Origin of the sequence: Achromobacter kerstersii (assembly GCF_902859595.1) — a bacterium.
Classification (GTDB): domain Bacteria; phylum Pseudomonadota; class Gammaproteobacteria; order Burkholderiales; family Burkholderiaceae_B; genus Achromobacter; species Achromobacter kerstersii.
This window is the reverse complement of the sequence record NZ_CADIJQ010000007.1, coordinates 239,751-253,062: the sequence shown is the minus strand read 5'-3', so window position 1 is coordinate 253,062 and position 13,312 is coordinate 239,751. Positions and strand designations below refer to the sequence as shown.

The 13,312-nt window shown below is 66.4% G+C and carries 13 protein-coding genes; 7 read left to right on the top strand and 6 right to left on the bottom strand.

What is annotated here, in order from left to right:
• The first annotated feature begins 60 nt into the window (after window positions 1–60).
• Entirely contained in the window at window positions 61–1,404 is a 1,344-nt protein-coding gene (locus HV765_RS20800) for an aminopeptidase P N-terminal domain-containing protein (protein ID WP_175170814.1), read from the top strand.
• A gap of 17 nt (window positions 1,405–1,421) precedes the next feature.
• On the opposite strand, the gene HV765_RS20795 is transcribed toward HV765_RS20800, so the two are convergent.
• Complete coding sequence (locus HV765_RS20795; protein ID WP_054424569.1) at window positions 1,422–1,886, bottom strand: TM2 domain-containing protein; 465 nt, start codon at window positions 1,884–1,886, stop codon at window positions 1,422–1,424.
• 79 nt (window positions 1,887–1,965) lie between these two features.
• Here HV765_RS20795 and HV765_RS20790 point away from each other — a divergent pair, with 79 nt between their 5' ends.
• From HV765_RS20790 to ruvA, 6 genes are all read left to right on the top strand, one after another.
• On the top strand, window positions 1,966–3,135 hold the full coding sequence (locus tag HV765_RS20790; RefSeq protein WP_175170813.1) for a UbiH/UbiF/VisC/COQ6 family ubiquinone biosynthesis hydroxylase: 1,170 nt from the start codon (window positions 1,966–1,968) through the stop codon (window positions 3,133–3,135).
• 65 nt (window positions 3,136–3,200) lie between these two features.
• Window positions 3,201–4,226 (top strand): tRNA dihydrouridine synthase DusB, encoded by a 1,026-nt coding sequence (gene dusB / locus HV765_RS20785; RefSeq protein ID WP_054424745.1) that lies wholly within the window; start codon window positions 3,201–3,203, stop codon window positions 4,224–4,226.
• Window positions 4,227–4,262: 36 nt separating this feature from the next.
• Window positions 4,263–4,502, top strand: a complete 240-nt coding sequence (locus tag HV765_RS20780) for a helix-turn-helix domain-containing protein (protein ID WP_006217670.1) — start codon at window positions 4,263–4,265, stop codon at window positions 4,500–4,502.
• Window positions 4,503–4,605: 103 nt separating this feature from the next.
• Window positions 4,606–6,195 (top strand): bifunctional phosphoribosylaminoimidazolecarboxamide formyltransferase/IMP cyclohydrolase, encoded by a 1,590-nt coding sequence (gene purH, locus HV765_RS20775; RefSeq protein ID WP_054424571.1) that lies wholly within the window; start codon window positions 4,606–4,608, stop codon window positions 6,193–6,195.
• A complete protein-coding gene (ruvC, locus tag HV765_RS20770) occupies window positions 6,195–6,743 on the top strand; it encodes a crossover junction endodeoxyribonuclease RuvC (protein WP_175170812.1) in 549 nt (182 codons plus the stop codon). Before purH ends, ruvC begins: the two co-directional genes overlap by 1 nt.
• Window positions 6,744–6,875: 132 nt before the next feature.
• Window positions 6,876–7,448: a Holliday junction branch migration protein RuvA gene (ruvA, locus tag HV765_RS20765; RefSeq protein ID WP_054424574.1), complete on the top strand. Its 573-nt coding sequence runs from the start codon at window positions 6,876–6,878 to the stop codon at window positions 7,446–7,448.
• Window positions 7,449–7,540: 92 nt separating this feature from the next.
• On the opposite strand, the gene HV765_RS20760 is transcribed toward ruvA, so the two are convergent.
• The 5 genes from HV765_RS20760 to HV765_RS20740 all read right to left on the bottom strand — a co-directional run bounded on the left by HV765_RS20760 (window position 7,541) and on the right by HV765_RS20740 (window position 13,196).
• The gene (locus HV765_RS20760) at window positions 7,541–8,449 is read right to left on the bottom strand and encodes a complex I NDUFA9 subunit family protein (protein WP_175170811.1); all 909 of its coding nucleotides are present in this window, start codon (window positions 8,447–8,449) and stop codon (window positions 7,541–7,543) included.
• A 117-nt stretch (window positions 8,450–8,566) separates the two neighbouring features.
• Window positions 8,567–9,532, bottom strand: a complete 966-nt coding sequence (locus HV765_RS20755; protein WP_054424578.1) for a threo-3-hydroxy-L-aspartate ammonia-lyase — start codon at window positions 9,530–9,532, stop codon at window positions 8,567–8,569.
• A gap of 142 nt (window positions 9,533–9,674) precedes the next feature.
• A complete protein-coding gene (gene ruvB / locus HV765_RS20750) occupies window positions 9,675–10,748 on the bottom strand; it encodes a Holliday junction branch migration DNA helicase RuvB (RefSeq protein WP_054424579.1) in 1,074 nt (357 codons plus the stop codon).
• A gap of 169 nt (window positions 10,749–10,917) precedes the next feature.
• Window positions 10,918–12,495: a sensor histidine kinase gene (locus tag HV765_RS20745; RefSeq protein ID WP_175170810.1), complete on the bottom strand. Its 1,578-nt coding sequence runs from the start codon at window positions 12,493–12,495 to the stop codon at window positions 10,918–10,920.
• Entirely contained in the window at window positions 12,495–13,196 is a 702-nt protein-coding gene (locus HV765_RS20740) for a response regulator (RefSeq protein WP_054424747.1), read from the bottom strand. The genes HV765_RS20745 and HV765_RS20740 overlap by 1 nt, the downstream gene beginning before the upstream one ends.
• Window positions 13,197–13,312 lie beyond the last annotated feature (116 nt).

Below are 13,312 nucleotides of genomic sequence, written 5' to 3'. Positions count from 1 at the left end.
GATAGCGGGGTAAAGTAGGCCGCATCCACAGCTTTCGCGGGGTTCGCGCCCCTGCCCGCCATGAGCCTGCCTCCCGCCGACATCATCCCCTTCGCCGCCCGGCGCCAACGCTTGATGGAGCGGATGCGCGCCGAAGGCGGGGGCATCGCCATCCTGCCGACCGCCCCCGAGGCGATACGCAACCGCGACGCCGAGTGCCCCTACCGGCACGACAGCGACTTCTTCTACCTGACCGGATTCACCGAGCCGGCGGCATGGCTGGTGCTGATTGCAGGCGCGACCGACCGCGCCCTGCTGTTCTGCCGGGAACGCCACGTAGAGCATGAAATCTGGGAAGGCAAACGCTTCGGCCCCGAAGCCGCCGCCGCGCATTTTGGTTTCGACGACGCGCACCCCATCGACGCGCTGGATGAATTGGTGCCCAAGCTGATGCTGGATCACCCCACGCTGTACGCGCCGCTTGCGGGGGATAAACGCACCGACGGGCGCCTGCACCGCTGGCTGGCGTCGGCCCGCGAGGCCAGCCGCGCGGGCCATGCTCCGCCCTCGCGGCAACAGGACATCCGCCCTCTGCTGGCGGAAATGCGTCTGATCAAAGACCCCTCTGAAATCGCCGCGATGCGGCGCGCAGCGAAGATCTCGGCGGGCGCCCACGCGCGCGCCATGCGCGTTGCCCGAGCCGGCATGCACGAATATGAACTGGAAGCCGAGCTGCTGTATGAATTCCGCCGGCACGGCGCCCAGGCCGTCGCCTACAACAGCATCGTGGCCGCAGGCGCCAACGCCTGCGTACTGCACTACCCCGCTGGCGAGGCCGTGCTGCGCGATGGCGATCTGGTGTTGATCGACGCCGGCTGCGAAGTCGACAGCTACGCCAGCGACATCACCCGCACATTCCCCGTGAATGGCCGCTACAGCGGCCCGCAGCGCGCGTTGTATGACCTGACGGTAGCGGCGCAGGAAGCGGCGGCTGCGGCCACCGCGCCCGGCCGCAGCTTCAACGACGGCCACGAAGCCGCGCTGCGCGTGCTGGCGCAAGGCATGCTGGATCTGAAACTGTTGAAGGGGTCCCTGGACGGCGTGCTGGAATCCGGCGACTACAGCCGCTTCTACATGCATCGCACCGGCCATTGGCTGGGGCTGGACGTTCATGACGTGGGCGACTATCGCCAAGCAGGCGCGGCCCACGGCGCCGACCGCCCGTGGCGCACGCTGGAACGGGGCATGATGCTGACGATTGAGCCCGGCATCTATGTACGCCCTGCCGACGACGTGCCGGAAAGCTACTGGAACATCGGCATCCGCACCGAGGACGACGCACTGGTCACGGACGAAGGCTGTGAATTGATCACCCGCGGCGTGCCGGTGCAAGCCAGCGAGATCGAAGCGCTGATGCGCGAATAGGCAATGCCGGGGGCGGCCTAGAGCACCAGGCCGTCCAGCCAGCCCATGGCCACCCAGACGTAGACCACCACCATGGCGATGGCGAACATCGACACGACCGAGCCCACCAGACACGCCAGAATGGCGACCAGCACCGGCCCCCAGCCCGTGGCTGACGGGCGGCCGTGATCGGGGTTGTAGAGGCGGTCGAATTTCTCGTCGGACATCAGCGAGAACACCGCGCTTTCGATGAACCCGTCGATCATCGGAATGAACAGCAGGAAAAAGGCGGGGTTGTCGTACCAGACCGGATAGAACCGGAACGCGCAGAACAGGCTGACGACCGCCAGCAGCGTTACCAGCCACGCGTGGCGGCGGCCCAGATACCACCAGTGGGCGCCCAGCCAGCCGAACAAGCAGGCCAATAAGCCCACCGCGACCTTGCCGCGCGGGCGGCGGGCGGATACGGCGGACAGCGAAGAGGAAGCCTGAACCTGCGTCATATCAATCAACCGGGAAGGTGGGCCGCGCGACCCGCCGCGCTGGCTGTCCGGGATTGTAGTGGACGGTTAAAATCCCGCCATGACTGCATCCGCCTTCGACATTGCGATTCTTGGCGCCGGCCCCGTGGGCCGCGTGCTGGCCCTGATGCTGGCGCGTGTGGCGCCGGACCCGGCCCGCATCGCCCTGCTGGCTGGCGCCGCGCCGGCCCCAGCTACGCCTGCCGCAGCGGTGCCTGCCGCCGACCCCCGCGTTCTAGCCATGAATCATGGCAGCCGCGTGCTGCTGGAAACCTTGCATGCCTGGCCGGATCGTTCGGCCGACATTCGCAACATCCACGTGTCGCAACGCGGCCGGCTGGGCCGCACCGTCATTCAACACACCGATTTCAACGTGCCGCAGCTGGGCAGCGTCGTGGCCTATGCCGGCCTGCACGCCAAGCTGGACGAATGCGTGGCTGCCAGTGGCGTCACCGTGCTGTCCGGCCCGGCTGCACAGGTTGACCGCCAGGACGCCGACGGCGTGCGCATCGTGCAAGGCGACAACACCTTGCTGTGCCAGATCGCCGTGCAGTCCGACGGCGCAGGCGCCACCGACGTGCGCCGCGATTACGATCAACACGCCGTGCTGACCACTGCGCACGCCACCTTGCCGCGCCGCGGCTGGGCTTGGGAACGTTTCACGTCTGAAGGCCCGCTGGCCTTGCTGCCGCACCCGCAGACGCCTGACGCGTACTCGGTGGTGTGGTGCAGCGCGCCCGAACGCGCCGCGGAATTGGCCGCGCTGGACAACGCCGCCTTCTCGAAGGCGCTGTCGGAAGCGTTTGGCGACCGGCTGGGCCGGCTGTCCAGCCAAGCGCCGCGTCACGTCTTCCCCTTGGCGCTGGCCGCCCGCCGCGCCCAAGTGCAAGGCCGCGTGGCCGCCATCGGCAATGCCGCGCAAACCCTGCACCCGGTGGCGGGCCAGGGCCTGAACCTGGGGCTGCGCGACGCCGCCCGGCTGGCGCAAACGCTTGCCGGCTGGCTGGCGCAACCCGACACCAGCCCCACCCTGCTGCTGGCCGACTTTGCCCAGGCGCGCCAATTCGACCGCGTCATCACCGCCGGCCTGACCGATTTGATGCCCCGGGTGTTCGCCACCGGCTTGGCCCCGGTCGAACACGCCTGCGGCCTGGCTTTATTGGGGATGGATCTGGCGTCCCCGCTGCGCGCCCCGCTGGCGCAACATCTGCTGCAAGGCTTTCGCGCCTGAGGCTTGTTACCAAGCTGTCGGCCCCTGAAAAAGGGGGGTCTGATCGAGCCGGTTAAAATGTGACCATGCGCATAGGCCAATGGACCCTTCCCAACAACGTGCTTGTCGCTCCCATGGCGGGAGTGACGGACCGTCCGTTCCGACAACTTTGCAAGAAGTTGGGGGCGGGTTACGCCGTATCCGAGATGGCGGCCAGCAACCCCAAGCTGTGGGACAGCGTCAAAACGTCCCGCCGCCTGAACCACGATGGCGAAATCGCCCCCATTTCCGTGCAGATTGCGGGCGCCGACCCGGCCATGATGGCCGAAGCGGCCGTTTTCAATGCCGGCAAGGGCGCGCGCATCATCGATATCAACATGGGCTGCCCCGTGAAGAAGGTCTGTAATGTGGCCTCGGGGTCTGCGCTGCTGCGCCACGAAGACCTGATCGTCCGCATCCTGGACGCCGTCGTGTCGGCCTGCGCCCCGCTGGGGGTGCCGGTTACGCTGAAGACGCGCACAGGCTGGGACCGCGATAGCCGCAACGCCTTGCGCGTGGCGAAGCTGGCCGAAAATGCCGGCATCGCTGCCCTGACCTTGCATGGCCGCACCCGCGCCGACCTCTATACGGGCGAGGCGGAATATGACACTATCCGCGCCGTCAAGGCCGAGCTGAATATCCCCGTGATCGCCAACGGAGATATCGACTCGCCTGAAAAAGCCAAGCACGTCCTGGATTACACTGGCGCCGACGCGGTCATGATTGGCCGGGCGGCCCAAGGCCGTCCCTGGATTTTCCGCGAAGTCGACCACTACCTGCGCACGGGCGAAACACTGGCCCCTCCCTCTTACGGGGAAATGCGCGAGCTGCTGCTCGAACATCTCGACGACCATTACCGGTTCTATGGCGAGCACACCGGCGTACGTACGGCGCGCAAGCATATTGGCTGGTATCTGGACGGCCTGCCGGGCGCGGATTCGTTCTGCGCCCGCATGAACCTGATCGACAATACCCGCGACCAGTGGCGGGCGGTGTCGGATTGGTTCGACACTCTCTCGCGCGACGGCGAGACCCACCCGGCGCCGGTCGCAGAAGCCCTGCTGGCGGCATAACCGCCTCAACACCAACATAAAAATATCTGTACTCAAATGAGCAAGAAAGATGTCCTGGAAGAATGCGTGCGCGCCAGTCTGGAGCGCTATTTCGAAGACTTGGGTGAATCCGAGCCCCACGATATGTGGGACATGGTGATGCGCTGTGTCGAGCGCCCGGTGCTTGAAGTGGCGCTGGAGCGTTCGGGCGGCAACCAGTCGCGGGCATCTGAAATGCTGGGCATCACCCGCAACACCCTGCGCAAGAAGTTGCTGGCGCACAATATCCAGGTATAGCTTTCCCGCGTGGCCGGCCCCTGCCGGGTGCTGGCCACCCCTTCGCAGATTTCCCATCCCGACCTGAACGAGAAAGGCGCACCGCCCGACTCCCGTCCCCACCATGAAAATCGAAACCGCCCTGCTTTCGGTGTCCGACAAGACCGGCATCGTTGAATTTGCCCGCGCCCTAGCTACGCGTGGCGTGCGCCTGCTGTCGACCGGCGGCACCGCCAAGCTGCTGGCCGACTCCGGCCTGACCGTCACCGAAGTGGCTGCCCACACGGGTTCGCCGGAAATCCTGGATGGCCGCGTCAAGACGCTGCACCCCAAGATTCACGGCGGCCTGCTGGCCCGCCGCGACAGCGCCGAGCACATGGACACCATCAAGGCGGCGGGTATCGATCGCATCGACATGCTGGTGGTCAACCTGTATCCGTTCCGCGAAACCGTCGCCAAGCCGAATTGCACGTTCGCTGACGCGGTTGAGAATATCGACATCGGTGGCCCGGCCATGCTGCGCGCCGCCGCCAAGAACCATGGCACCGAAGCCGGTGGCGTGACGGTCGTGATCGACCCGGTCGACTATTCGCGCGTGCTGTCCGAAATGGACAAGAACGGCAGCACCTCGTACGGCCTGCGCCTGGCGCTGGCCTCGAAGGTCTACGCCCACACGGCCGCGTACGACGGCGCCATCGCCGCCTACCTGACCAGCCTGACCGACGCCGAACCGGCGCAGGAAGCCGTGCCCGCCCGCAACGAATGGCCCGGCACGCTGACCCTGCAGGTCAAGCAGGAACAGGCGCTGCGCTACGGCGAGAACCCGCACCAGACCGCTGCTTTCTACGTGGACGCCCAGCGTCCGGCCGGCCTGCTGGGCAACTACCGCCAGCTGCAGGGCAAGGAACTGTCCTACAACAACATCGCCGACGCCGACGCCGCATGGGAATGCGCGCGCAGCTTCGACGTGCCGGCCTGCGTCATCGTCAAGCATGCCAACCCCTGCGGCGTGGCCGTGGCGGCTGACACGCTGGGCGCCTACCAGCAAGCCTTCAAGACCGACCCGACTTCCGCTTTCGGCGGCATCATCGCCTTCAACCGCCCGGTTGACGCCGCGACCGCCGAAGCCGTCAGCGGCCAGTTCATGGAAGTGCTGCTGGCCCCGGCCTACGACGGCGCCGCCCTGGCCATTCTGGCCGCCAAGAAGAACGTGCGCGTGCTGGAAGTGCCGATGGGCGTGGGCCAGAACGCCCTGGACATCAAGCGCGTGGGCGGCGGCTGGCTGGTGCAAAGCCCGGACGCCTACAACGTGCCGCGCGATGCGCTCAAGGTGGTCAGCAAGCGCCAGCCCACCGAACAGGAAATGAACGACCTGGCATTTGCCTGGAAGGTCGCCAAGTACGTCAAGTCCAACGCCATCGTGTTTGTGGGCGGCGGCATGACGCTCGGCGTGGGCGCCGGCCAGATGAGCCGTATCGACTCGGCCCGCATCGCATCGATCAAGGCGGAAAACGCCGGCCTGACCCTGAAGGGCTCGGCCGTGGCGTCGGACGCGTTCTTCCCGTTCCGCGACGGCCTGGACGTGGTGGTTGCCGCAGGCGCAACCTGCGTGATCCAGCCCGGTGGCAGCATGCGTGACGACGAAGTCATCGCCGCGGCCGACGAGCACGGCATCGCCATGGTGCTGACCGGCACCCGCCACTTCCGCCACTGATGCGCGTTCTCGGCATCGATCCCGGCTTGCGCCGCACCGGCTTCGGTGTGATCGATGCCGACGGCTCCCGGCTGCGTTACGTGGCCAGCGGGACCATCGTGGTCCCGCCGGCGCTGACGCTGGCCGAACGCCTGAAAGTCATCCTGGACAATCTGCGCCAGGTGGCGCACGACACCAAACCCGATGTCGCCGCGCTTGAAATCGTCTTCATGAATACCAACCCCGCGTCCACCCTGCTCTTGGGTCAGGCACGCGGCGCGGCGTTGTGCGCGCTGGCCGATAGTTCGCTGGCGGTGCACGAGTACACCGCCTTGCAGATCAAGAAAGCCGTGGTGGGCACCGGACGCGCCGCCAAAGAGCAGGTGCAGATGATGGTCCAGCACTTGCTGGCGCTGGATGGCACGCCCGCCCCTGACTCCGCTGACGCCTTGGCCTGCGCCATCTGCCACGCCCACGTCGGCCCGCTGCAAGACAAGCTGGAACGCCTGGGCACGACGCTGCGCATGAGCGGCAAGACGCGCATCCGCAATGGGCGCTTGATCGGCTGATCGCGCGGCGCGCAATCGGTCTGCGACCCTCTGCATCATCCCCGCACGATCCACGCGCGCCCCTCGCGCGTATAGAATGCCCGCATTCGCCGCGCATTCTGCGGCCTCATTTTTTACCAGGCCATCATCACCATGATCGGACGCATCACCGGAACCCTGATCGAAAAACTGCCGCCCACCATTTGCGTGGACGTAGGCGGTCTGGGCTATGACATCGACGTGCCCATGAGCACGCTGTATTCGCTGCCGGAAACCGGCGCGCGCGTCACGCTGTACACGCACCTGACGGTGCGCGAGGACGCGCATATTCTGTATGGCTTCGGCACGGCGGGTGAACGCAGCGCGTTCCGCGAACTGATCAAGGTCAGCGGAATTGGGGCGCGCACGGCGCTGTCGGTGCTGTCTGGCATGTCGGTGGCGGATTTGGCACAGGCTATTACGCTGCAGGAATCGGGCCGCTTGACCCGCGTGCCGGGTATCGGCAAGAAGACTGCTGAACGCCTGCTGCTGGAAATGCGCGGCAAGTTGGGCGCGGATATTGGCGCGGCATCGCATGCCACGCCGGACAATCAGTCGGATATTTTGAACGCGCTGCTGGCGCTGGGGTATTCGGAGAAAGAATCGCTGTCGGCGCTGAAGACGCTACCTGAAGGCGTGGGCGTGTCCGACGGGATCAAGCAGGCGCTGAAGGCGTTGGTGCGCTGATGGCGGCTTGATTGCTTGCTTGGAGCGCTGCTTGATGGGTTGCGCGCGTTCAGCTTTTGCTTTTTTGGCGATTGTTTCGCACTTCACCCCCGCTACAGGTAGCGGGGGGCGACGGCTTCCAGGCCTGTGGGCACCACGTGCAGTTCGGGGGCGATCGGCCCGGCGCAGATGTTGTCTCGGCGCAGGGAATCCAGGTTGTCGCGCGACATCAGCGGGGTGCCCGGCATGCATTCAAACAAGCGCGCCTGCATGCGGCCCACGCCCATCGGCATGGTGATCACCGGGCGGGGATGGCCGCTCCAGGCGGCGCACAGCCGCGCAATCTCGCCCAGCGTGTAGACCTGCGGGCCACCTAGCTCATAGATTTTTCCGCACGTGTGGGTGTTGCCCAGCGCGGAGGTCATCGCGGCGACCACATCGCCCACATAGACCGGCTGCATGCGCACGTGCGCCCCCGCCAGCGGCAGCACGGGCAGCCAGCGCGCCAGCCTGGCGAACATATTCGTGAAGTTATCGTCGGCGCCAAAGATCACCGATGGCCGGAAGATCGTCCAACCGGCGTCATTGGCGGCTTGAAATTCTTTTTGGATGGCCGCTTCGCCGTCGCCCTTGGAGCGCTGATACATGCTGTCGCCCTGGGAGTCTGCCCCCAGCGCGCTGACGTGAAGCAAGCGGTGTACGCCTTGGCGCACGCATGCCTGGGCAATGCGCTGCGGTAAATGCACATGCGCGCGCGCAAAGTCCGATCCATACGGCTGGCCCGTGTTGCCGTGCAGGATGCCCACCAGGTTCACGACCACGTCGCAGCCGCGTACCAGCTCGTTCAGCGCGGCATCGTCATGGATGTCGGACTGAATCAGGGTAACGGTGGGAAATACTTGCAGTTCACTGCCCCGCGCCAACAGGCGGGTGGGCACGATGATCTGGTGCAGGTCGCCGGACAATCGGGCAATCAGATGACGGCCAAGGAAACCGGTGCCGCCGATGACAAGGATACGCATGCCGCAGCCCCCTGTTTGTCAGGATCGAGATTCGATTCTGCCCTGCACGGGCGACAACCGCAAGCACGTATCCGCGCGACGGTTCGGCGGCCCGGCTGGCGGGCCGCCTCCTGCGCATCAGGACGCCAGCAACTTGGCGTAAGCCGGAAGGTCGACGTTGCCGCCGCTGATGATGACGCCGACCCGCGCGCCCTGCACCGGCACCACGTTCTGCATGACCGCGGCCGCCGCCAGGCAGCCCGTGGGCTCCACCACCATCTTCATGCGTTCGGCGAAGAACTTCATGGTGGTGACCAATTGCGCATCCGTCACCGTGACAATATCGCGCACATGCTTCTGGATGAGCGGGAACGTCAGATTGCCCAGGTGCGTGGTGGCCGCGCCATCAGCCAGCGTCTTGGGCGCCGGGATGCGGACGATTTCACCCTTGCGCAAGGACTGCTGGCCATCGTTGCCGGCTTCGGGCTCAACGCCGTAGACCAGGCAGCGCGGGCTGAGCGCAAACGCCGACAAGGCCGAACCCGACAACAGGCCACCGCCGCCCAGGCACACAAACAGATAGTCCAGTTCGCCTACTTCTTCGAACAATTCCTTGGCCGCCGTGCCTTGGCCGGTGATCACGTCTTCGTGGTCGTACGGCGGAATCAGCGTGGCTCCGGTTTCGGCCTGGATGCGCAGCGCGATCTGTTCGCGGTCTTCGGTATAGCGGTCATAGGTGACGATCTTGCCGCCGTAGCCTTCCGTTGCCGCGCGCTTGGCCGCGGGGGCGTCCAGCGGCATGATGATCGTGGCCTGCACGCCTTGCAGCTTGGAGGCCAGCGCAATGGCCTGCGCATGATTGCCCGACGAGAACGTCACGACGCCTGCGGCGCGCTGTTCAGGGGTCAGGCGCGCGATGGCGTTATAGCCTCCGCGGAACTTGAAGGCGCCCATGCGCTGGAAGTTTTCGCACTTGAAGAAGACGGACGCGCCGCTGATGGCGTCGGCGGTCGTCGAGGTCAAGACGGGCGTACGGTGGGCGTTGCCGGCCAGGCGCTCGCTGGCGCGGACCACATCATCATAGGTAGGCAATTCGGGCAGCATGGAATCCAGTCCTTTGATCGCGGGAATGTCGAAACCCTCGGATCATAAACCTGTCACGCGAATGCGCGCCACGCGAAATGCGCGCCACACAGAATACGTGCCACGCTAAATGCGCGCGACACAAAATGCGCGCTGCGCGCGCCTACTTGCCGAAGAGTTCACCGCTGCCGGTGGACACGCCGGCAGGCGGCGTCAGGCCCAGATGGCGCCATGTGGTCAACGTGGCCGTGCGGCCGCGCGGCGTGCGTTGCAGGTAGCCGTGCTGGATCAGGTACGGTTCGATGACGTCTTCGATCGTGTCGCGCTCTTCGCCGATGGCGGCGGCCAGGCTGTCCACACCCACCGGCCCGCCGTCGAACTTGTGGATGATGGCTTCAAGCAGCTTGCGGTCCATCAGGTCCAGACCTTGCGGGTCCACTTCCAGCATGGCCAACGCGCGGCCGGCAACGTCCGCATCGATGGTGCCGCTGGCCTTGACCTCGGCATAGTCGCGCACACGGCGCAACAGGCGGTTGGCGATACGGGGCGTGCCACGGGCGCGGCGCGCCACTTCGGCTGCGCCGTCAGGCGTGATGCCCGCGTTGAGCAGACCCGCGCTGCGCGTCACGATGTGGCCAAGGTCAGTGGCGTTGTAGAACTCAAGCCGGGACACGATGCCGAAGCGGTCGCGCAACGGATTGGTCAACATGCCCGCGCGCGTGGTGGCGCCCACCAGCGTGAACGGTTGCAGATCCAGCTTCACGCTGCGCGCGGCCGGGCCTTCGCCGATCAGGATGTCGATCTGAAAATCTTCAAGCGCCGGGTAAAGAATTTCCTCGACCACCGGCGACAGGCGATGGATTTCATCGATGAACAGAACGTCGTTCTTTTCCAGGTTGGTCAGCAGCGCGGCCAGGTCGCCCGGACGCTCCAGCACCGGGCCGGACGTCTGGCGCAATTGCACGCCCATTTCGTGCGCAATGATGTGGGCCAGCGTGGTCTTGCCCAGGCCCGGCGGGCCGAACAGCAGCACGTGGTCCAGGGCCTCGCCGCGCTTGCGGGCGGCGGCGATGAAGATCTCGAGCTGTTCGCGCGCACGCTGCTGGCCAACGTATTCCTGAAGCGCCTTGGGACGCAAGGCGCGTTCGATCGATTCCTCGTTGGGCGACACCGGTTGAGGCGCCACGATACGGGGCGCGTCGGGACGGGAGGACAGGGAATCGGACTGAATGGCCATGGTGCGGAAACGACAAGGGAAGAAGCAGGATGCATCGTACCGTATGGAGGGGTCCACCAGGGGCCATCGGGAGCGGCCACCAGGGGCGATCGGGAGCGGCCACCAGGGGCCAGCGGGAGGGGACGCCCCGCGGCTGGCGAGGCGGGAGCGCCTGGGCCGCCCTATTCCCTTAAACCGTTTCCGATGACAGCGGCAGCTTCACCCGCACGCACAAACCGCCGGATTCCGCCTGAAGCAGTTCCAGCGAACCGCCATGCGCGCGCGCGATGGCTTCGGCCAACGCCAGGCCCAGGCCCACGCTGCCCGTGCGCGTGCGCGCGTCGTCCAGCCGGCTGAACGGCCGCAGCGCTTCCTGGCGGCGGTCCGGCACGATGCCGGGGCCATGGTCCGCCACGTCCAGTACCGCGTAGCGGTCTTCGCGGCGCAGGTTGACGTCTACCGGCGGCGCGCCGTGGTTCAGCGCATTGCCGATCAGGTTGTCCAGCAATCGGCCCAGCGCCACGGCGTCGGCCTGCACGACCAACGGCGCGTCGTCGTCCACCGTTTTCAGATGGATGTCCGTACCCGCGCCCTGCCAGGCGCCCACGCGTTCGGTCAGCCAGTCGGACAGCACCATTGACGCGTAACGGTACGCGGCGGGGTCGGTGCCGCGCACGAAGCCGATGAACTGGTCGACCATGTGCTGCATGTCTTGCAGATCGGTGCGCAGACCTTCCTTCAGCTTGGAATCGTCGGCAAGCTCGATGCGCAGCCACATGCGCGACAGCGGCCCCTTCAAGTCGTGCGGCAGGCCCGACAACAGCGTGCGCCGCACGGAATCGGATTCCGCCAGCGCGTCCAGCATCGCGTTAAACCGCACGCCCAGCGCACGGGTTTCATGCGGCCCCGAGGGCTCCACGCGCTGCGGCTGCCCGGCAGCCAGGCGGTCGGCCGCATCGGCCAGCCGGGTGATGGGGCGCGTGATGTGCCACGAGAAACCCACGGCCAGCAGCAGCAACAGACCCAGCCCGCCCAGCCAGGCGGCGATGAAGGGGGTCGCCACGGGCGGGTCCAGGCGGTCAAGCGGAATGACCAGCCATTCGCGCAGGCGCGGCACGTCTTCGCTGGCGGAGTTGGGCGCCAGTGAAATGAAGATCTCGGGTGCGGGGCCACGTGACAGCGCCACGCGGGTGCCATCATTCAGCCGTTCGTTCAGCAGTTGCACCAGCACGCGCAAATCACGGCGGATGTCGTCGGGCTCGGGCTTGTAGCGGCGCATGCGTTCTTCATGCGCGGCGTGGTCCGCATCGCGTTGCTCGGCCACGCGCGTGTCGTCCCGCCCGTTATCGTCGTCGTGCTCTTCGCCGCGGACGTCGGGCGGCGGCGGCATCCCGCCCGGACGGGCGTCAGCGGGCGGAGGCGGGGGCGGACGGGGGGCAGAACGCGGGGGTGGCGGCGGACGGCGGCCATTGAAGCGCTGCAACTTGGCTTCAGCCGGCAACACGCGCGACCACAGCCGCCATTGGTTCTGCGACGCGGTGCGCACGAAATCGGCGCGGTCTTCGGCAGGCACTTCGGACAAGGCTGCACGCAGCGTGCGGATCGTGGTGACGATATAGCCGATGGCCACGTCTTCCATGAACTTGTGCCGGAAGTACGACACCGTCACCAGCGTGGCCGCCTGGGTCAGCAGCACCGACCCAAGGATCAGCAGGATCAGACGTGCCCGCAGCGAACGCGGCACCAGAAAGCCGGGGGAAAAACGCATCAGGGCGAGAACCGGTAGCCAATGCCCCAGACGGTCTGAATCCAGCGCGGCTGCTTGGGGTCGTCTTCGATGACGCGGCGCAGGCGCAGGATGGCGATGTCGATGGCGCGGTCGTTGCGTTCACCGGCGTCGTCATCGCGGGCCAGCGCCAGCAGGCGTTCGCGCGACAGCGGCTTGCCCGCGTTGCGCACCAGGGCTTCCAGCAGATTGATTTCGCCGCCGGTCAGCTTGACCACCGTGCCTTCGCGCGACAGTTGGCGGGTGGACGGGTCAAACAGGAAGGGGCCGAACGTGACGGGCGCGTCCTTCGTCAGCGCGGACGGGCCGCGCTTGCGGCGCAGCACGGCTTCAATGCGGGCCAGCAGTTCACGCGGGTCGAAGGGCTTGCCCACGTAGTCGTCGGCGCCGGCTTCCAGGCCGATGATGCGGTCCACCGCTTCATCTCGGGCGGTCAGGAGAATGACGGGGATGTCTTCGCCCTGCTCGCGCAGGCGGCGGCAGGCATCGGCGCCATCGCCGCCTGGCAGCATGCGGTCAAGCACGAGCAGATCGGGCGCATAGCGGGTGATGCGCGATGACAAATCAGTGGCGTCCGGCGCCAGCAGGGTGTCGTAGCCGTGCCGGTTCAGATAGTCGGCCAGCAGTTGGCGCAGGGCCGGGTCGTCGTCAACGACCAGCAGCTTGGTGTGGGGATTGTCCATGGCTGCCATAGTGCGGCGCGGCGCGTTCCGCCGCAAGGGGCAAGAAATCAACTGAAATACACCTGTTGCACGATGTACGGCGGGTTTTCCAAGCCGTTGCGGCGCGCGTGCCGTTC

What these genes read in the sequence shown, in the direction of transcription:
- HV765_RS20790 (WP_175170813.1), top strand. Translation starts at nt 1,966, where the DNA reads ATGACTGCATCCGCCTTCGACATTGCGATTCTTGGCGCCGGCCCCGTG.
- HV765_RS20740 (WP_054424747.1), bottom strand. Translation starts at nt 13,196, where the DNA reads ATGGACAATCCCCACACCAAGCTGCTGGTCGTTGACGACGACCCGGCC.
- HV765_RS20760 (WP_175170811.1), bottom strand. Translation starts at nt 8,449, where the DNA reads ATGCGTATCCTTGTCATCGGCGGCACCGGTTTCCTTGGCCGTCATCTG.
- HV765_RS20745 (WP_175170810.1), bottom strand. Translation starts at nt 12,495, where the DNA reads ATGCGTTTTTCCCCCGGCTTTCTGGTGCCGCGTTCGCTGCGGGCACGT.
- HV765_RS20795 (WP_054424569.1), bottom strand. Translation starts at nt 1,886, where the DNA reads ATGACGCAGGTTCAGGCTTCCTCTTCGCTGTCCGCCGTATCCGCCCGC.
- dusB (WP_054424745.1), top strand. Translation starts at nt 3,201, where the DNA reads ATGCGCATAGGCCAATGGACCCTTCCCAACAACGTGCTTGTCGCTCCC.
- HV765_RS20755 (WP_054424578.1), bottom strand. Translation starts at nt 9,532, where the DNA reads ATGCTGCCCGAATTGCCTACCTATGATGATGTGGTCCGCGCCAGCGAG.
- HV765_RS20800 (WP_175170814.1), top strand. Translation starts at nt 61, where the DNA reads ATGAGCCTGCCTCCCGCCGACATCATCCCCTTCGCCGCCCGGCGCCAA.
- purH (WP_054424571.1), top strand. Translation starts at nt 4,606, where the DNA reads ATGAAAATCGAAACCGCCCTGCTTTCGGTGTCCGACAAGACCGGCATC.
- ruvB (WP_054424579.1), bottom strand. Translation starts at nt 10,748, where the DNA reads ATGGCCATTCAGTCCGATTCCCTGTCCTCCCGTCCCGACGCGCCCCGT.
- HV765_RS20780 (WP_006217670.1), top strand. Translation starts at nt 4,263, where the DNA reads ATGAGCAAGAAAGATGTCCTGGAAGAATGCGTGCGCGCCAGTCTGGAG.
- ruvA (WP_054424574.1), top strand. Translation starts at nt 6,876, where the DNA reads ATGATCGGACGCATCACCGGAACCCTGATCGAAAAACTGCCGCCCACC.
- ruvC (WP_175170812.1), top strand. Translation starts at nt 6,195, where the DNA reads ATGCGCGTTCTCGGCATCGATCCCGGCTTGCGCCGCACCGGCTTCGGT.